Origin of the sequence: Anaeromyxobacter sp. PSR-1 (assembly GCF_000964525.1) — a bacterium.
In the GTDB taxonomy this organism is placed as follows: Bacteria; Myxococcota; Myxococcia; order Myxococcales; family Anaeromyxobacteraceae; genus Anaeromyxobacter.
Genome location: NZ_BAZG01000003.1, coordinates 1 through 17,793 on the forward strand (window position 1 = coordinate 1; position 17,793 = coordinate 17,793).

A 17,793-nucleotide genomic window follows, 5' to 3' on the forward strand; every position below is an offset into this window, starting at 1 on the left:
GGTGGCGGCGGCGCCGTGAGCGGCCGCGGCCTCACATCACCAGGCCGCCGTCCACGTCCACGGTGCGCCCGTCGAAGTAGTCGCACTCGATGACGAACCGGACGGCCTTCCAGATGTCCTCCGGCTCGCCGATGCGCCCCACCGGCACCGCCGCCACCAGCGCGTCGCGCGCCTTCTGGTTCATGCCCTTCGTCATGGGCGTCTCGATCATCCCGGGCGCCACCGCGCCCACCCGGACGCCGAGCGGCGCGAACTCGCGCGCCCAGGTGACCGTGTTCGCCGCGAGCGAGGCCTTCGCGGCGACGTAGTTCGACTGGCCGCGGTTGCCGTGCCGCGCCACCGAGGAGAGGTTCACCACCACGCCGGGCCGGGTGCCGGCCCGGGCCATCGCCGCCACCGCCTCGCGCACCATGCGCGTCGCGCCGGTGAGGTTCACCGCGATCACCGCGTCCCAGTCGGCCTCGGAGAGGGTCGTCACCTCGCCGCTCGCGCGATCGCGGCGCACGAGCAGGCCGTCGCGGATGATCCCGGCGTTGTTGACGAGCGCGTTCAGCCCGCCCATCGCGCCGGCCGCCCAGGCCACGAACGCCCGCGCGTCGTCCGGGCTGGTCACGTCGAGCCGGCGCCGGTGGACGCCCTCGGGCAGCGCGGCGAGGCCCGCCTCGTTCACGTCGCCGGCGGCCACCTTGGCGCCGGCCTCGGCGAGCCGCCGGGCGAAGTGCGCGCCCATCCCCTGGGCCGCGCCGGTCACGATCACCTTCAGGTCGCGAAGCTCCACGTTTCCCTCCTCCGGCGCAGGCCGTGAGCCGAGACGGTAGCCGTGCCGCGGCGCGGCGCGCTCGCTCCCTGATGGGCACCCGGCTTTACTTCGCCACCGCGGGCCGGACAAGCTCCGGGATGAAACATGAATCAACCTTCAACTTCACTGCCCGCCACCGCGCGCGGCCTGCGCACCCGCCGGAAGCTGGTCGAGGCGGCCGAGGTCGTGTTCGGCGAGAAGGGCTTCGAGGCGGCGTCCATCTCGGACATCACCCGCCAGGCCGGCGTGGCGCTGGGCACGTTCTACGTGTACTTCGCCGACAAGCGGGCGCTGTTCGTGGAGGTGGTGGACGGCCTGGGCGCGCGGCTCCGCGAGGCGCTCGCCGAGGGGATCGCGGCGGCGGGCACCGGCGACCGGCTGGCGGTCGAGCGCGCCGGGTTCGACGCCTTCTTCCGCTTCGTGAGCCGGCACCGGCTGCTCTACCGGGTGGTGCGGCAGGCCGAGTTCATCGACCAGGAGTGCTTCCGCCGCTACTACCGCAGCTTCGCCGAGCCCTACGCCCGGGCGCTGGAGCGCGCGCAGGCGGCCGGCGAGCTGCGCCGCCTGGACCCGGAGGCGCTCGCCTACGCGCTCATGGGCATGGCCGACTTCCTGGGCATGCGCTACGTGCTGTGGGGCCGCGGGCGCCAGGCCGAGGCCGCGCTCGAGGCGGCGGTGGACTTCATCCGCGGCGGCATGGCGGCCGTCCCGCCCGCCGCCCGCGCGCGGCGGAGCCGGTCCGGCCGCGCCGGGAGGAAGGCGTGAGGTCGGCCCGCATCCTCTCCACCGGGCGCTGCGTCCCGGCGCGCGTGGTCACGAACGCCGAGCTGGAGGCGCGCCTCGGCGAGCCGGTGGACGAGTGGCTCCGCGAGAACGTGGGCATCCGCGAGCGGCGGGTGATGGCGCCGGACCAGGTCACGAGCGACCTCGCCGCCGAGGCCGCCCGCCAGGCGCTCTCGCGCGCCGGGCTGTCCGCCGCCGACCTCGACCTCGTCATCGTGGCCACCGACACGCCCGACCAGCCCAGCCCGGCCACCGCCTCGGTGCTGCTGCACAAGCTCGGCGCGTCGCGCGCCGGCGGGTACGACCTCAACTGCGCCTGCGCCGGCTTCGTCACCGCGCTCGACGTCGCCGCGAAGACCCTCGCGGCCGACGAGGCGTACCGTCACGTGCTGGTGGTCGGCGCGTACGGGATGAGCCGCCACGTGGATCCGTCGGACAAGCGCACCTGCACGCTGTTCGCGGACGGGGCCGGCGCGGTGCTGCTCGGGGCCGGCGACGCGCCCGGCTTCCTGGGCGCGAAGCTCGACGCGGCCGGCGAGTACCACGACGCGCTCGGGATCTACCAGGGCGGCACGCTCCAGCCGGCCACGCCGGAGTGGGTCGCCGCGCACGGCCAGCCGTTCGTGCGCTTCGTCCGCAAGTTCCCGGCCACCTTCAACACCGACCGCTGGCCGCCACTGGTGGACGCGGTGCTGGCGCGCGCCCGCGTCCGCCGCGAGGACGTGGCGCTGTACGTGTTCACCCAGCTCAACCTCCGCACCATCGAGGCCACCATGGCCGCGCTGGGCCAGCCCATGTCGCGGACCCACTGCACCATGGAGCGCTGGGGCTACACCGGGTCGGCCTGCATCCCCATGACGCTCGACGACGCCGCCCAGGCCGGGAAGCTCCGGCCCGGCGACCTGGTGGCGCTGGTCGCCTCCGGCGGCGGGCTCGCCATGGCGGCGGCGCTCGTCCGATGGACCGCCGCGGCCGCCTCACCCTGAGGACCTCGCACGTGTACTTCGGCGACTGGACCGCGCGCGGAGCGCACTACTGGCCGGACCGGGTGGCGGTCGTGGACGTCGCGAAGGGGGCGGCGGGCCGCTTCACCTACCGCGACCTCGAGGCGCGCGCGTGCCGGCTCGCGCGCTGGCTCTCCGCCGCCGGGGTCCAGCCCGGGAACCGGGTGGGCCTGCTGGCGCTGAACGGCGTCGAGCCGCTCGACGCGCTGTTCGCCTGCGCCAAGCTCGGCTCCATCCTGGTCCCGTACAACTGGCGGCTCCACCGGGCCGAGCTGGCGGGCTGCGTGCGGCGCACCGAGCCGGAGGTGCTGCTCCACTCCGCCGAGCTCGCCCACCTCGTCGATCCCGCCGCGCTCGGGGGCGCGCGCCTGGTGCACCTGGAGGGCGACGGGCTCCCCGGCTCGACCCCGTACGCCGCGATCCAGGCCGGCGACGCGTCGCCGATCCCGGACCGGCCGTTCGACGAGCGCGAGGTGCTGGCGCTCCTCTTCACCGGCGGGACCACCGGCACGCCCAAGGCGGCGCGCATCACCTACCGCCAGGTGGCCTGGAACACCTTCACCACGCTGGTCCACGAGCTGCGGCCCGGCGACGTCACCCTCACGCACACCCCCATGTTCCACACCGGCGGGCTGTTCGTGTACACGCTGCCGCTCCTCACGGTGGGCGGCCGGGTGGTGGTGCTGCGCCGCTGGGACGCCGCCGAGGGCCTGCGGCTGCTCGCCGAGGAGCGGGCCACCTTCTTCTTCGCGGTGCCCACCCAGTACCAGCAGCTCCTCGAGGCGCCCGGCTTCGCGTCGGCCGACCTCTCCGGCCTGCGCTTCCTCACCAGCGGCGGCGCGGCGCTGCCCGTTCCGCTGCTGGAGGCCTGGCAGCGCGTGCACCGGGTGCCGTTCAAGCAGGGCTTCGGCATGACCGAGTTCGGCCCGGGCATCTTCTCGATGGAGCCGGCCGACGCGGCGCGGAAGGCGGGCTCGGTGGGCCGGCCCAACCAGTTCGTGGAGGCGCGCCTGGTGGACGAGGGCGGGCGCGAGGTCGCGCCCGGGGTGGTGGGCGAGCTGTGGCTGCGCGGCCCCGCCTGCTGCGACGGCTACTTCCGCGACCCGCAGGCCACCGCCGAGGCCATCGACCCGCAGGGCTGGCTCCACACCGGCGACCTCGCGCGGCGCGACGCGGAGGGCTTCCACTTCGTGGTCGGGCGGCGCAAGGACATGTTCATCTCCGGCGGCGAGAACGTCTACCCGCTGGAGATCGAGGCGGCGCTGCTCGAGCACCCCGAGGTCGCGCTCGCCGCGGTGGTGGGCGTGCCCGACGCGCGCTGGGGCGAGGTGGGCCACGCGTTCGTGGTGCTCGCGCCGGGCGGGAGCGCCGGGCCCGAGGCGCTGCTCGCGCACCTGCGCGAGCGGCTCGCCCGCTACAAGGTCCCGAAGCGGCTCACCCGGCTCGACGCCATGCCGCTCACCGCGGCCGGGAAGGTGCTGAAGACCGAGCTGCGCCGGCTGGCCGCCGAGGCCGCGCAGGCGGAGGGCTCGCCGTGAGCGCCGCCGCCGCGCAGCCCTGGTGGCGCGAGCCCACCCGCCCGCAGTGGATCTCCTTCCTGGCCGCCTGGCTGGGCTGGGTGCTGGACGGCTTCGACTTCACCGTGTTCCTGCTGGTGATGCCGGCCATCGCCCGGGAGTTCGGCGTCACCTACGCCGCGACCGCGTGGAGCATCACGCTCACGCTGCTGTTCCGGCTCGCAGGCGGGTACGGCGCCGGCTGGCTCGCGGATCGGGCGGGCCGGAAGCTCCCGCTCATGATCTCCATCGTGTGGTTCGCGGTCTGCGACGGGGCGGTGGCCTTCGCGCCGTCCTTCGGCTGGGTGCTCGTGTTCCGCACGCTGTTCGGGTTCGGGATGGGCGCCGAGTGGACCAGCGGCGCCACGCTCGCCATGGAGAACTGGCCGGAGCGCAGCCGCGGCATCGCCTCCGGGATCCTGCAGGGCAGCTGGGCCATCGGCTACATGCTCGCCGCGGTGGCCGCCGCGACGGTGGTCCCGGCGTTCGGCTGGCGCGCCCTGTTCCTGCTGGCCGCGCTCCCCGCGCTGCTGGTGCTGCCCATCCGCGCGTTCGTGCCGGAGAGCCCGGACTGGCGGAGGGCCCGGGACGCGGCGCCCCGGATCTCCGGGCGCGAGCTGCTCGCCGCGGGCGTGCTCGGCCGCATCGGCTGGGCGAGCGTGCTGTGGGGGGTCTGCTTCGCGATCTACTACGGCCTCACCGGCCTGTGGCCCACGCTGCTCCAGGCGGAGCTGGGGCTCGCGCCGGGCGCGGTGGCCTGGCTGGTGATCCTCTTCAACGGCGGGATGATGGCGGGCGCCATCGCCTGCGGCGCGATCGCGACCCGGTACGGCGTCCTCTGGGCCCTCGCGGCGCCGGTGGTGCTGCTGCTCCCGGTGCTGCCGCTGTACGTGGGCGCCGCGCCTTCGCTGCTGTGGCTGGGCGCGCTCGGCGCCGGGGCGCTCGGCGCCGGCATCTCCGGGGTCACGCCGGTGCTGCTCACGATCCTGTTCCCGCCGGCGGTGCGGGCGCGCAGCGTGGGCATCGTCTACCACGTGGGCGCGCTGCTCGCCGCCGCCACCCCGGCGCTGGTGGCGACGCTGGCCGCCGACGGGCGCATGCCGCTCTCCCGCGCGCTCGCCGGCACGGTGGCCGCCGCCGCGCTGCTCACGCTCGCGATCCTGTTCCTCCGCCCGAGGAACGTCCTCCCTCCGGAGGCGCTCGCCGCCGCACGCGGCGCCCCGAGACCGCCGGCCCGCCGGCCGGCCCCACCGCAGCCGCAGACGAACGAAAGGAGCACGCCATGACGAAGCGCATCGCCATCGCAGCCCTCGCCGCCCTCGCCCTCGCCGCCTGCGGAGGCTCCGACAGCGACCCGCCCTCCGGACCGACCCTCGACACCGCCACCGCCATCGGCACCTACCTCGACGGCAAGCGCTGGGTGATGACCGGCAATGACATCCCCACCTACCCGAACGGCTACAGCGAGGACGTGAACTACGGCGCCGCCACGCAGTGCTACAACCGCGTCACGCTGTCGATGGCGGCCTCCACCTGGACCACGGTGAGCGCGCTCGGCACGCTGACCGGCGCGCCCAATGCCGGCGACACGGGCGACTGCGATCGCACCACCGTGCTCGCCACGCTGCCGGCGTTCAACTCGAACGCGGTGCTGATCGAGAACGTCGCCGCGGGCGGCGCGTGCTTCGACATCACCGTGACGTACACCGGCTTCGCGCAGGAGGGCCGCGGCAAGTTCAGCGCCGACGGGCGCACCATGACGCTCGAGCTGTTCTTCTCCGGCCAGGCCACCGGCCACCGCTGCGCGAACGGCGCGGTGGGCGCGTCCTCCGTCACGCTCAACGGCGCCGCGTTCACCGGCAACGCGCAGCAGGTCTACCGGCTCCAGTAGCGCGGCGATCCGGGCCGGGCGCGCGGTGCGCCCGGCCTGCCCCGTCACGAAGCGCGCACCCGCTCTCCCGCCCGGAGGCCTCCACATGGCGTCGCCCTCCCGCACCCCGCCCGGCCATCTCGCCGCGCTCGCCGCCGGCCTGCTCGCGCTCCTGCCCTGCGCCGGCGCGGCCCAGTCGCCGGCGGTCCCCGGGCTCTACTTCCCGGACTGGTACGACCAGCACGCGCGCGAGCACGACGCGCCGCCGCAGCAGTTCCGGCTCATCAACTACTTCCTCACCCGCGCCACCTTCACGAACGCGCTCGGCGACCCCTCCGGCCTGAAGGGCGTCTCGCTCGGCCCCTACGGCCAGTTCGCCGGCAGCGCGGTGTACGCCGGCGCCACCGGCGCGGGCGCGTGGGTGGAGCAGCGCTGGATCCCGGTGGTCGAGTTCACGCCCAACTTCCTCGACGGCCGCGCCGCGTTCCGCGCGCAGATCGAGGTGGACTACGTGTGGGGCCGCGCCGCCAACACGGTGCAGCCGAACGAGGGCGGCGGCCTCAACGCCGACCAGGTGAACGTCCAGACCAAGAACGTGAACGTCGCGATCTACCCGTGGAAGGACCCCGACGTCCTCACCGTGCTCCTCGGCACGCAGCCGCTCTACGACACCCCGCTCGACCCCACCCGCACCGGCCTCGCCGACGTGGTGCGCACCGGCTACAAGCTCGCGTTCGCCGGCAGCGACGCCACCGGCATCCAGCTGTTCCAGGCGAAGCGCGGCCGCAGCCGCCTGTCCTGGTTCCCGCTCGACTCGGCCCAGCCGGACAAGGCGACCCGCGACGATCCCAGGCTCGCGTTCACCTGGATCGCCATGGCCGATCACCAGGTCGAGCTCGCGCCCGGCACCTGGCTCGGCGCCTCGCTCTGGTACCTCGACGACACCACCAAGGGCGACGCCTACGCGTACGAGGGGCTGGTGCGGGCCGGCCCCGGCTCGGGCGGCCTGTCGGCGTTCACCGGCACGCAGCCGTTCCAGATCGAGCGCGCCAACGGGCGCGTGGCCTGGGCCGGCGTGAACGCGCACCACAACATCGACTTCCGCGCCGGGCGCCTCGGCGCGTCCGGCTGGTTCATGTACAACGCCGGCCGCTACGAGTCGCAGCGGCCCGACACGGCGCTCAACCGGAGCGTGGACGTGCGCGGCTTCGCCGCCGACGCGGAGCTGCTCTGGAACCACGGCCGCACCGCCGGCGACCTCGCCACGCTCGAGGCGGTGGTGTCGAACGGCGACTCGAACCCGACCGACGGGAAGTACACCGGGCCGTTCACGCTCAACTACTACGGCCTGCCCGGCGCGGTCTGGTTCAACCACCGCATGCTGCTGCTGTTCCCGTTCACGAGCACGGTGAACAACTACAGCGGCGCGGTGACCGATCTCTCCAACCAGGGCTCGGGCATGCTGGCGCTGGTGGGCAGCGCCGCCTACGACGTGGTGCCCAACAAGCTGAACGTGAAGCTGGGCGCCGGGCACGGGCGCTCCTGGGCGACGCCGCCCGCGTTCGCCGGCAGCGCCACCGCGCGCGGCAAGACCATCGGCACCGAGGTGAACGCGGAGGTGAAGTACACGTTCCGCTACCTCATGACGGTCGGCCTGCACGGCGGGTACCTGTTCCGCGGCGACTGGTTCGACGGCGAGACCTCGCGCGTGAAGAAGGACCCGTACGCGCTCTACACCACCTTCACCTGGTACGCGTTCTAGCGGAGGCGCCCATGACCCTCGCACGACAGCTCGGCGCCGCCGCCCTGGCCGTGGCCCTCGCGGCCTGCGCCCCGCGCTACTCCGGCCGGCCGCCGCTCGAGTTCCAGGACCTCCCCTACGCCGGGCCGGACGGGAAGGCCTGGCCGGTCGCCACCCGCGAGCTGCCCGAGACGGCGCGCGCCTACGGGATGGCCCGGCCGCCGAAGGTGGCCTACGTGGAGCTGGGCAAGGGCGGGCCGAAGGGGACGCTGCTCTTCGTCCACGGGCTCGGCAGCTACCTCAAGTTCTGGTGGTTCCAGCTCGACGCGTTCGCCGCGGACGGCTGGCACGTCGTCGCGCTCGACCTGCCCGGCTACGGGCGGTCGGAGAAGCCGGCCTCGTTCCCGTACACCATGGAGGCGATGGCCGACGCTGCCCGCGAGCTCGCGCGCGGCCTCGGCGCGGAGCGGCCGGTGCTGGTCGGCCACTCGATGGGCGCGCAGGTGGCGCTCTCCTGGGCCATCCGCTACCCCGAGGACGTGCGCGCGCTGGTGCTCACCTCGCCCGCGGGGTTCGAGACGTTCAGCGCGCGCGAGCGGGCCTGGTTCGAGCAGGCCTACTCGACCGCGCTCGTGAAGAGCGTCCCCGAGTACGGGATCTGGGGCACGGTGGCGCAGGCGAACTTCGCCCGCTTCCGGCCCGAGCTGCGCTGGCTGGTGGAGGAGCGGGTGCGCCTGGCGCGCGCGGCGGCGTTCGACCAGTACGCGTACGCGCAGGTGCGGAGCGTGCAGGGGCTCGCGCGGAACGACTTCGTGCGGCAGAGCCTGGGCCGGGTGACCGCGCCGGCGCTCATCGTGTTCGGGGAGCAGGACCGGCTCATCCCGAACCCGTTCCTGCACGGCGGCTTCCCGCGCGAGGTGTTCGAGGTGGGCCACCGCGGCCTCGCCGGCTCGCGGCTGGTGGGCCTCGCCGGCTGCGGCCACTCGGTGCAGCTCGACTGCCCGCGCGAGTACGGCGAGGCGGTGAAGGGCTTCCTGGCGGGGGTGGGGCAGTAGAGGGCCCCTCGACTCCGCCCGCCTGCGGCGGGCTACGCTCGGGGTGAGCGTCCCTCGACTCCGCGCGGCCGAGGGGCCGCGCTACGCTCGGGATGAGCGAACGCTTCACTCCCCCAGGTACGCCTTCCGCACCTCGGGCGAGGCGAGCAGCTCGGCGCCGGTGCCCTGCATGACGATGTTGCCGGTCTCGAGCACGTAGGCGCGGTGGGCGAGCTGGAGCGCCTTGTGCGCGTTCTGCTCGACGAGCAGGAGCGCCACGCCCTCGCGGTTCACCTCGCGCAGCACGGTGAAGATCTTCTCCACCACCTGCGGCGCGAGCCCGAGCGACGGCTCGTCGAGCAGCATGAGGCGCGGCTTGCTCATGAGCGCGCGCGCCACCGCCAGCATCTGCTGCTCGCCGCCGGAGAGCGTGCCGCACACCTGCGTGCGCCGCTCCGCCAGGATGGGGAAGAGCGCATAGGCGCGCTCGGCGTCGCGCAGGATGCCGGCGCGGTCGCGGCGCAGGTAGGCGCCGAGCTCGAGGTTCTCGCGCACGGTCAGGTTGAGGAAGATGCCGCGCCCCTCGGGCGCGTGGGCCATGCCGCGCGCCACCAGCGCGTGCGAGGGCAGCCGGGTCACGTCCTCGCCGCGGAAGCGCACCGCGCCGCCGGAGGCGCGGATCATGCGGGAGACGGCGCGGAGCGTGGTGGTCTTGCCCGCGCCGTTCGCGCCGATGAGCGCCACCACCTGGCCGTCCGGGACCTCGAGCGAGAGGCCGCGCAGCGCCTCGATGGCGCCGTAGTGCACCCGCAGCCCGTCGACCTGCAGGATGGGCCCGCTCACGGGTGCGCCCCCGGCCCGGCCGGCCGCTCGATGTGCTTCTCCTCGAGGTACGCGTCGCCCAGGTACGCCTCGATCACCTTCGGGTCCTTCCGGATCGCCTCCGGCTTCCCCTCGGCGATGGTGACGCCGTGGTCGAGCACCAGCACGCGCTCGGAGACGCCCATCACGAGCCGCATGTCGTGCTCGATCACCAGGATGGCGAGGCCGAAGCGATCGCGGAGGTCGCGGATGAGCGCCATGAGCTCGAGCTTCTCGGCCGCGTTCATGCCCGCGGCGGGCTCGTCCAGGCACAGCACCTTGGGCCCGGTGGCGAGCGCGCGCGCGATCTCGAGCCGGCGCTGCTCGCCGTACGGGAGGTTGCGGGCGATCTCGCCGCGGCGGTGCGAGAGCCCCATCACCTCGAGGTAGCGCTCGGCGCGCTCCAGGATGCGGGCCTCCTCCTCGCGGTGGCGGCCGGTGAGCAGCAGCGCGTCGAAGAAGCCGGTGCGCGCGCCGGCGTGGCAGGCGATGCGCACGTTGTCGAGCGCCGACAGCTCCCGGAACAGGCGGATGTTCTGGAAGGTGCGGGCGATGCCGCGGGCGCAGATCTGGTGGGGCCGCTGCCCGTTCACCACCTCGCCGGCCACCACCACCTCGCCCTCGCTCGGCCGGTACACGCCGGTGATGGCGTTGAAGGCGGTGGTCTTGCCGGCGCCGTTCGGCCCGATGAGCCCGACCAGCTCGCCGGGCGCGAGCGAGAGGCTGAAGGACGAGAGCGCCTTCAGGCCGCCGAAGCGCATGGTGACCGACTTCACGTGGAGCGGGATCACGGCCGGCCCCCGTGGGTGGAGTCGTCGCGCACCGCGGTGGGCGAGGCGCCCTCCGGGCCGGTGGAGGCGCGCCCGCCGAACGGGCGCGGCCGCGGCAGCCGGCGGAACGGCGCCAGGTCCCACAGCTCGCGGGTGCCGAAGATGCCCTGCGGGCGGAGCAGCATGAGCACGATGAGCCCGGCCGCGTAGGCGACCATGCGGTACTGCTGGAACTCGCGGAGCCCCTCCAGCGCCACCGTGAGCACCACCGCCGCCACCACCGAGCCGGTGATGGAGCCGAGGCCGCCCAGCACCACCATCACCACCACCTCGATCGAGCGCACGAACGTGAACATGCGCGGGGTGGTGAGCAGGATGGCGTGCGCGATGAGCCCGCCGGCCAGGCCCGCGTACGCGGACGAGATCACGAACGCGCGCACCTTGTAGCCGGTGGTGTCCACGCCCATGGCCTCGGCCGCCACCTCGTCCTCGCGGATGGCGAACAGCGCGCGCCCCTGCGTCGAGACCGCGAGGCGCCGCGCCATCACCACCGTGGCGATGGCGGAGACGCCCACCCAGGCGATGTTGGTGTACGGCGGCAGGCCGGAGAGGCCGGTGGCCTGGCCCAGGAACTTCATGTTCTCGATGAGCGAGCGGATGATCTCGCCGAAGCCGAGGGTGACGATGGCGAGGTAGTCGCCGCGCAGGCGCAGGGACGGCATGCCCACCAGGAAGCCCGCCGCCGCCGCGGTGAGCATCGAGGCCCCGAGCGCGAGCGCGAACACGAGCTGGTCGGAGACGGCCTCGGGCAGGAAGGCGAGCTGCACGCCGGAGAAGGCGAGGGTGATCTTGGCCGCGGTGTACGCGCCCACCGCCATGAAGCCGGCGTGGCCCAGGCTGAACTGCCCGGTGAAGCCGTTCACCACGTTGAGCGAGACCGCCAGGATCACGTTCACGCCCACGTTCACGAGGATGAGCGTGTAGTCGGGCGGCGAGAGCGCCTGGACGGCGAGCAGGATGGGCAGGCCCACCAGGAACGGCAGGACGGAGCGGAGGACGGCCCGGGCGCGCGCCACTAGACCTTCTCCACCGTGGCGCGCCCGAACAGGCCCTCGGGCCGGACCAGCAGCACCAGGATGAGCACGGTGAACGCGATGGCGTCGCGGTACTGCGAGCTGGTGTAGCCCGCCACGTACTCCTCGGTGAGCCCGAGCACGAGCCCGCCCACCATCGCGCCGGGCACCGAGCCGATGCCGCCGAGCACCGCCGCCACGAACGCCTTCAGGCCGCTCATGAGGCCGAACAGCGGCTCGATCTTGGGCCGCGAGGAGGCGTTGATGATGCCGGCCGCGGCGGCGAGCGCGCTGCCCAGCACGAAGGTCCAGGAGATGATCCGGTTCACCGGGATGCCCATCAGGCCGGCGACCTGCGGGTCGAAGGAGGCGGCGCGCATGGCCATGCCGAAGCGGGTCCGGTAGACGATGAGCTGCAGCCCGGTCATGAGCACGAGCGCCACCGCCAGGCCGAGCAGGTCGATGCGCGGCACGGTGACGCCGAGGAACGTGAGCGGCTCGCCCAGCTCGAGGAGCGCCGGGAAGAAGCGCGGGCTCGGGCCGGGCGGGAACTCCACCGGCGAGCGGATCATGGGCGAGAGCTGGAAGCCGTACTCGAGCAGGAACGACACGCCGATGGCGGTGATGAGCGCGGTGAGCCGGGCGCGGTTGCGGAGCGGCCGGTAGGCGAAGCGCTCGATGAGGTAGCCGAGCGCGCCGCAGATCGCCATCGCACCCAGGGTGACGAGCGCCGCGCCCACCATCCCCGGCGCGCGGTCGGTGCCGGTGACGCTGCCGAGGTAGTACCCGGCGAACGCGCCCACCATGTACACGTCGCCGTGGGCGAAGTTGATGAGCTTCAGGACGCCGTAGACCATCGTGTAGCCCAGCGCGATGAGGGCGTAGATGGTCCCGAGCGACAGGCCGTTGACGAGGTGCTGCAGGAACTCGGTCACTAAGGATCGGTCTCCGCGGCCCGGCCGCTACTTCGCGGCCTGCGGCTGGTCCGGCTGCACGGTCGCGACGTAGTGGCCGGCGTTGCCCTTGATCTCCAGCACCACCGCGGGCTTCACCGCGTCGTGGTCGGCGTCGATGGAGATGACCCCGGTGACGCCGGGGTAGTCGCGCGTCGCGGCGAGCGCGTCGCGGATGGCCTCGCCGGAGAGGTCCTTCGCCCGGCCCATGGCGTCGGCGGCGATGCGGGCCGCGTCGTAGCCCTGGGCGGCGAGCGAGTCGGGCACCGCGCCGAACCGCTCCTTGTAGCGCTTCACGAAGTCCTGGATGCGCGGGGCGGGATCCTCGGGCGAGTAGTGGTTCGAGAAGTAGGAGCCCTCGAGCGCCTTGCCGCCGATCTCGTAGAGGCGGGCCGAGTCCCAGCCGTCGCCGCCCATGAGCGGCTGCTTCATGCCCAGCTCGCGCGACTGGCGCGCGATGAGCGCCACGTCGGTGTAGTAGCCGGGGACGTAGATGGCCTCGGGGTTCTTGCCCTTGATGTTGGTGAGCTGCGCCTTGAAGTCCTGGTCGCCGGCCTTGTAGCTCTGGTCGTCCACGATGGTGCCGCCGAGCTCCTTGAACTTCGCCAGGAAGAAGTCGGCGAGGCCCATCGAGTAGTCGTTGCCCACGTCGCGCAGCACCGCCACCCGCGAGATCTTCAGGTGGTCGCGCGCGAACTTCGCCATCACCGTGCCCTGGAACGGGTCGATGAAGCACACGCGGAACACGTAGGGGCGGACCTTCCCGTTCTCCTTGGTGACGCGCGGGTTGGTGGACGACGGCGTGATCATCGGGACGCGGTTCGCGTCGGCGATGGGCGCCATGGCGAGGGAGCGGGTGGAGGCGACCTCGCCGAGCAGCACCGCCACGCGGTCCTGGAGCACGAGGCGCGTCGCCGCGATGGCGGACTCCTCCGGCTTTCCCTGGTTGTCGTAGGTCTTGAGCGCGAGCGGCTTGCCCTTCACGCCGCCCTTCGCGTTGACCTCCTCGATGGCGAGCTGGATGCCCTTGTCCGTCGAGTCGCCGAAGGTGGCCTCGGAGCCGGTGAGCGAGCCGACGTGGCCGAGCAGGATCCGGTCGCCCGTCGCGACCGCGCCGGCCCCGGCGGGCGCGGGGGCGGCGGCGCCCTCCGGCTTCTTCTTCTCGCAGGCGAGGACGGCCAGGGCGGCGACGACGAGGGGCAGCGCGCGGGGGAAGCGCAGCATCAGGCCTCCGAAGTGGCAGAGAAAGCACGATTTTTTAGCACACGCCCGAGGCCTGGGCCACGTTTGCGCTCGCCGGACGGCGCACCGGTCGGGGCTGACCGGACGGTCGGTATACCTGGTGTGTCCCGTGTTCACATGACGCGGTCGTTGATCGGCGGCCTGACCCGCCGGTATGGTGCGCGACGCGATGCCGGCGCCGACGATCCTGCTGGTGGACGACAACCAGGAGCTGCTCACGCTCCTCGCCCGCCTGGTGGAGTCGGAGGGCTGGACCCCCGTGACCGTGAACCGGGGCCGCGCCGCCATCGACCGGCTGGCGCCGGTGAAGCCCGCCGCGGCGGTGGTGGACGTGCTGCTCCCCGACATGATGGGCTACGACGTCGCCCACGCGCTCCGGAACGCGAAGGTGCCGTTCGTGTTCATGACCGGCGTCTTCAAGGGCGGCCGGGCGGCCACCGAGGCGAGCGCCCAGCACGGCGCGTCCGGCTACTTCGAGAAGCCGTTCGACGCCCGCAAGCTCATGGACGCGCTCCGCGCCCTCCTGCCGCCGCCGAGCGACACGCCCACGCCGATGCCGATGCCGGCGCGGGCCGGCGCGACGCCGCCGCCCGTCCGGCGGGCGGCCGCCGCCCCCGAGCCCGACTTCGACGTGGAGGTGGCGGTCGAGTCGGACGAGCCGGTGGCCGCGATGGAGCTGACCGGCCGGGTGGTGGTGACCGAGGACGGGAAGGGCCCGGCGGTGCTGCGCGGCGAGGCGGTCACCGCGGGGCCGGTGGTGCCGCCGCCCCGCCCGCGCGCGCCGGTCCCCACGCCGCGCCCGTCGGCGACGCCGGTCCCGGACCTCTCCCGCACAGAGGGACGCCTCGAGGACAACCTCCCGCACCTCGTCACCGCCTTCCACCTGGCCCAGCAGACCGGCGCGCTCACGCTGCAGAAGGGCAAGGTGAAGAAGACCATCTTCTTCGACGCGGGCCGGCCCTGCTTCGCCATCTCCAACCTCGTCACCGACCGCTTCGGCGCGTTCCTGGTGCGGGTGGGGAAGCTCTCGTCCGCGCAGCTCGAGCAGGTGCGCGCCGAGGCCGAGCGCAGCCGCCGGCGCACCGGCGAGATCATGGTCGAGCTGGGGCTGCTGCAGGAGACCGAGCGGCTCTACTACCTCGCACAGCAGGTGAAATCGATCGCGTACTCGGTGTTCGCCTGGGAGGAGGGCGCGTACCGGCTGCACTTCACCGACCGCGCCGCGCAGGAGGCGGTGCGGATCGAGCTGCCACCCGCCAGCCTCATCAGCCGGGGCGTGAAGAAGCTGTACCGCCCCGAGCGGCTCTTCCGGCTGCTGGCCCCGGAGGACCGCCTCATCCCCTCGACGCAGCCCGCCTACGGGCTGCACGAGGTGGAGCTCGACCGCTGGGAGGCCGAGCTGCTGCCCAAGGTGGACGGCACGCGCACGCTCGCCGAGCTGGTGCACCTCGCGCACCGGCCCGCGCACGTGGTGTACGCGTTCCTGTACGGCCTGGTGGCGCTGCAGATCCTCGACCGGGCCTGACCCCGCGCCTGCCCGCCTGCCTTCGGACAGGCTCAGGCCCCTTCGACTCCGGCCGGGCTGGGCCCGGCCTACGCTCAGGGTGAACGGCCATTGGAGCGGCTCCCCGTCCGTGCGCGCAGGTCGCACCTTTGACGCGGAGCGAGACTTGCACGTCCTCGACGTCCTCTTCGGGCTGACCGCCGCCGGGCCGCGGTTCTTCGCGGACGGCTGGGGCGATCGGCGGCTGGTGAAGAGGCTCCAGCCGCTGCCCCTCGCCCGGCGGGCCCCGGCCCGGGTCGACGTCTCGCTGGGCCCGCCGCGGGCCGCGCACGGCGGCACGCTCCGCGACGGCTCCTTCCGCAGCCCCGAGTCGCGCCTCCCCGGCTGCGCCCGCGCCGCGCGCGTCCAGGTGCTCATGCCCGAGGTCCCGCTGCGCGGGGTGGCGGTGCACCTCGCCGCCTCGGGCGACCAGGGGTTCGCGATGCGGCTCCGCTTCGCCGCCCCGCTGCTCGCGCACGGGATCGGCGCGATCGTGCTCGAGAACGCGTTCTACGGCGCGCGCCGCCCGGAGCGGCAGGCGCGCCACGCGGTGCGCTCGGTCTCCGACCTCTACCTGATGGGCGCCGCCACCTTCCAGGAGGGCCGCGCGCTCCTCGCCTGGGCGCGCGAGGCGCTGGGCGCGCCGCGGGTGGGCGTCACCGGCTACAGCATGGGCGGGCAGCTCGCGGCCATGGTGGGCGCCTCGATGCCGTGGCCGGTCGCGACCGTGCCGCTCGCGCCCTCCTGCTCGCCGGACTCGGTGCTCCTCTCCGGCGTGCTGCGCGACGTGCCGGACTGGGCGGCGCTGGCGGGCGACGCGGCGGACCGCGAGGCGGCGCGGGTGGAGCTGTGCGCCGGCCTGTCGCGCTTCTCGGTGTGCGCCCTGCCGCCGCCGGTCGCGCCGGGCGCCGCCATCGTGGTGGGCACCGCCGCGGACGGCGTGGTGCCGCCGGCGGAGATGGCCCGCATCGCCGCGCACTGGGGCTGCGAGCTGCGCTGGCTGCCGGCGGGACACGTGTCGGCGGTGCTGCGCCACCAGGGCGCGATGCGCGAGGCGATCCTGGACGCGTTCCTGCGGCTCGAGGCGGCGGAGCGCGAGGTCAGCCCGGCCGCGCCGGGAAGCGCCGGTAGCGGCCGGCGTGCCAGCAGTCGAGCCAGGTCGCGGCGGGCCGGACCGAGAGGCCGGGCGCCGGGGCGGTTGCGGTAGGCGCGAAGCGGGCCGCGTCGTCCGGCGCGGCGCCAAGCTCGATGGCCCCCTCGCCGAGCCGCGCCCAGGCGTCGCCCTCGCAGCGCGGGCAGCGGAGCGTGAGCAGCGGCGCGTCGGGCAAGGCGAGCGTGCCGGCGTCGAGGATCTCGTCGGCGGTGAGCGGCGCGCGGCAGCTCGGGCAGGCGGCGGTGGGCGCGGGCACGCGAGGAACGAAATCTAGTCGAGGCGGGGACCGCCCCACAAGTTACCGTCAGGCGGTGGGGTCGCGGCCGATCTCCAGGGCCGGCACGTTCTCGACCAGCGCCAGGTGCTCCGGCGTCCGCAGCCGCTCGCGCACCCGGGCCGGGTCCGGCGGCGGACCCGCGTACGCGAGCAGCCGACCCACCCGGCCCCGGGCCTCGGCGACCCGCTCCTCGGGGATGCGACCCGCCTCCACCGCGGCCCGCACCAGGTCGATGGCCCGGTGCTGTACCGCGGGCGAGTGGCACACGAGCAGCGCGTCCACCCCGGCCGCCACCGCCCCCGGCGCCGACTCCTCCAGCGGGAAGTGCCCGGCCACCGCCTCCATCTCGAGGTCGTCGGAGATGGCGCAGCCGTCGAACCCGACCTCCTCGCGCAGGAGCCGCATCACCGCCGGCGAGAGCGTGGCCGGGCGGTCGCGGTCGAGCGCCTCGAACACCACGTGCGCGGTCATCACCGAGGCCACCCCGGCGCGCGCCAGCGCGCGGAACGGCGCCAGCTCCACCGCCCGGAGCCGCTCCAGCGCGTGCGGGAGGCGGGGCAGGTCGGTGTGCGAGTCCTGGCTCGTGTCGCCGTGGCCGGGGAAGTGCTTCGCGCAGGCGGCCACCCCGGCCGACTGGAGCCCGAGCGCGATGGCGGCGCCGAGCCGGCCGACCCTCTCCGGATCGCGGGAGAGGCTCCGGTCGCCGATGACCGGGTTGGCGGGGTTGGTGTCCACGTCCACCACCGGCGCGTAGTCCTGGTCGATCCCGACCGCCCGCAGCTCGCGGCCCAGCAGCGCGCCCACCTCGCGGGCCAGCCCGGCGTCGCCGACCTCGCCCACCGCGCGCATGGGCGGCAGCTCGGTGAAGCCGTGGCGCGCCCGCAGCCGCGCCACCCGCCCGCCCTCCTGGTCCACCGCGACGAGGAGCGGCCGCCCCGCCGCGCGCTTCAGCTCGGCGGTGAGCGCCGCCACCTGCTCGGCGCTCTCCACGTTCCGGGCGAACAGCACCACGCCGTGGACGCCGCGGCGGATGAGCTCCAGCACCTCGGGCGAGGCGGTCTTGCCGTCGAAGCCGACGCAGAACAGGCCGGCGACCTGGGCGTCGAGGGAGGTCGGGGTGGGCACGGGGCGGAT

17 protein-coding genes are annotated in these 17,793 nt (G+C 74.3%); 9 read left to right on the forward strand and 8 right to left on the reverse strand.

Going from position 1 to position 17,793, the window contains the following annotated elements:
* Positions 1 to 31: 31 nt before the first annotated feature.
* Entirely contained in the window at positions 32 to 778 is a 747-nt protein-coding gene (locus tag PSR1_RS00895; protein WP_059435766.1) for an SDR family oxidoreductase, read from the reverse strand.
* Positions 779 to 904: 126 nt separating this feature from the next.
* On the opposite strand from PSR1_RS00895, the gene PSR1_RS00900 reads away from it, so the two are divergent.
* The 7 genes from PSR1_RS00900 to PSR1_RS00930 all read left to right on the forward strand — a co-directional run bounded on the left by PSR1_RS00900 (position 905) and on the right by PSR1_RS00930 (position 8,808).
* Positions 905 to 1,564, forward strand: a complete 660-nt coding sequence (locus PSR1_RS00900; protein WP_082100075.1) for a TetR/AcrR family transcriptional regulator — start codon at positions 905 to 907, stop codon at positions 1,562 to 1,564.
* Complete coding sequence (locus tag PSR1_RS00905; protein ID WP_059435820.1) at positions 1,561 to 2,568, forward strand: 3-oxoacyl-ACP synthase III family protein; 1,008 nt, start codon at positions 1,561 to 1,563, stop codon at positions 2,566 to 2,568. Before PSR1_RS00900 ends, PSR1_RS00905 begins: the two co-directional genes overlap by 4 nt.
* Positions 2,541 to 4,124 carry a class I adenylate-forming enzyme family protein gene (locus PSR1_RS00910; protein WP_059435767.1) on the forward strand — a complete coding sequence of 528 codons (1,584 nt, stop codon included), beginning with the start codon at positions 2,541 to 2,543 and terminating at the stop codon, positions 4,122 to 4,124. Before PSR1_RS00905 ends, PSR1_RS00910 begins: the two co-directional genes overlap by 28 nt.
* On the forward strand, positions 4,121 to 5,428 hold the full coding sequence (locus tag PSR1_RS00915) for an MFS transporter (protein ID WP_059435768.1): 1,308 nt from the start codon (positions 4,121 to 4,123) through the stop codon (positions 5,426 to 5,428). Before PSR1_RS00910 ends, PSR1_RS00915 begins: the two co-directional genes overlap by 4 nt.
* Entirely contained in the window at positions 5,425 to 6,033 is a 609-nt protein-coding gene (locus tag PSR1_RS00920) for a hypothetical protein (protein ID WP_059435769.1), read from the forward strand. The genes PSR1_RS00915 and PSR1_RS00920 overlap by 4 nt, the downstream gene beginning before the upstream one ends.
* 85 nt (positions 6,034 to 6,118) lie before the next feature.
* A complete protein-coding gene (locus PSR1_RS00925) occupies positions 6,119 to 7,774 on the forward strand; it encodes a hypothetical protein (RefSeq protein ID WP_059435770.1) in 1,656 nt (551 codons plus the stop codon).
* 11 nt (positions 7,775 to 7,785) lie between these two features.
* Positions 7,786 to 8,808 (forward strand): alpha/beta fold hydrolase, encoded by a 1,023-nt coding sequence (locus tag PSR1_RS00930; protein ID WP_059435771.1) that lies wholly within the window; start codon positions 7,786 to 7,788, stop codon positions 8,806 to 8,808.
* Between the two features lie 105 nt (positions 8,809 to 8,913).
* On the opposite strand, the gene PSR1_RS00935 is transcribed toward PSR1_RS00930, so the two are convergent.
* Genes PSR1_RS00935 through PSR1_RS00955 form a run of 5 tightly spaced genes read right to left on the reverse strand, consistent with a single transcriptional unit; the run spans position 8,914 to position 13,668 of the window.
* Positions 8,914 to 9,630 carry an ABC transporter ATP-binding protein gene (locus PSR1_RS00935; RefSeq protein WP_059435772.1) on the reverse strand — a complete coding sequence of 239 codons (717 nt, stop codon included), beginning with the start codon at positions 9,628 to 9,630 and terminating at the stop codon, positions 8,914 to 8,916.
* Positions 9,627 to 10,439, reverse strand: a complete 813-nt coding sequence (locus tag PSR1_RS00940) for an ABC transporter ATP-binding protein (RefSeq protein WP_059435773.1) — start codon at positions 10,437 to 10,439, stop codon at positions 9,627 to 9,629. Before PSR1_RS00940 ends, PSR1_RS00935 begins: the two co-directional genes overlap by 4 nt.
* Positions 10,436 to 11,494 (reverse strand): branched-chain amino acid ABC transporter permease, encoded by a 1,059-nt coding sequence (locus PSR1_RS00945; protein WP_059435774.1) that lies wholly within the window; start codon positions 11,492 to 11,494, stop codon positions 10,436 to 10,438. The genes PSR1_RS00940 and PSR1_RS00945 overlap by 4 nt, the downstream gene beginning before the upstream one ends.
* The gene (locus PSR1_RS00950) at positions 11,494 to 12,426 is read right to left on the reverse strand and encodes a branched-chain amino acid ABC transporter permease (protein ID WP_059435775.1); all 933 of its coding nucleotides are present in this window, start codon (positions 12,424 to 12,426) and stop codon (positions 11,494 to 11,496) included. Before PSR1_RS00950 ends, PSR1_RS00945 begins: the two co-directional genes overlap by 1 nt.
* Before the next feature lie 27 nt (positions 12,427 to 12,453).
* A complete protein-coding gene (locus PSR1_RS00955) occupies positions 12,454 to 13,668 on the reverse strand; it encodes an ABC transporter substrate-binding protein (RefSeq protein WP_059435776.1) in 1,215 nt (404 codons plus the stop codon).
* Positions 13,669 to 13,855: 187 nt separating this feature from the next.
* On the opposite strand from PSR1_RS00955, the gene PSR1_RS00960 reads away from it, so the two are divergent.
* Both PSR1_RS00960 and PSR1_RS00965 read left to right on the forward strand, forming a co-directional pair.
* Entirely contained in the window at positions 13,856 to 15,211 is a 1,356-nt protein-coding gene (locus PSR1_RS00960) for a response regulator (RefSeq protein WP_059435821.1), read from the forward strand.
* Positions 15,212 to 15,356: 145 nt separating this feature from the next.
* Positions 15,357 to 16,436 (forward strand): alpha/beta hydrolase family protein, encoded by a 1,080-nt coding sequence (locus tag PSR1_RS00965; protein ID WP_059435777.1) that lies wholly within the window; start codon positions 15,357 to 15,359, stop codon positions 16,434 to 16,436.
* Here PSR1_RS00965 and PSR1_RS00970 read toward each other — a convergent pair.
* Positions 16,330 to 16,638: a hypothetical protein gene (locus PSR1_RS00970; protein ID WP_059435778.1), complete on the reverse strand. Its 309-nt coding sequence runs from the start codon at positions 16,636 to 16,638 to the stop codon at positions 16,330 to 16,332. The genes PSR1_RS00965 and PSR1_RS00970 overlap by 107 nt on opposite strands.
* 48 nt (positions 16,639 to 16,686) lie before the next feature.
* Positions 16,687 to 17,784: a beta-N-acetylhexosaminidase gene (gene nagZ, locus PSR1_RS00975; protein ID WP_059435779.1), complete on the reverse strand. Its 1,098-nt coding sequence runs from the start codon at positions 17,782 to 17,784 to the stop codon at positions 16,687 to 16,689.
* Positions 17,785 to 17,793 lie beyond the last annotated feature (9 nt).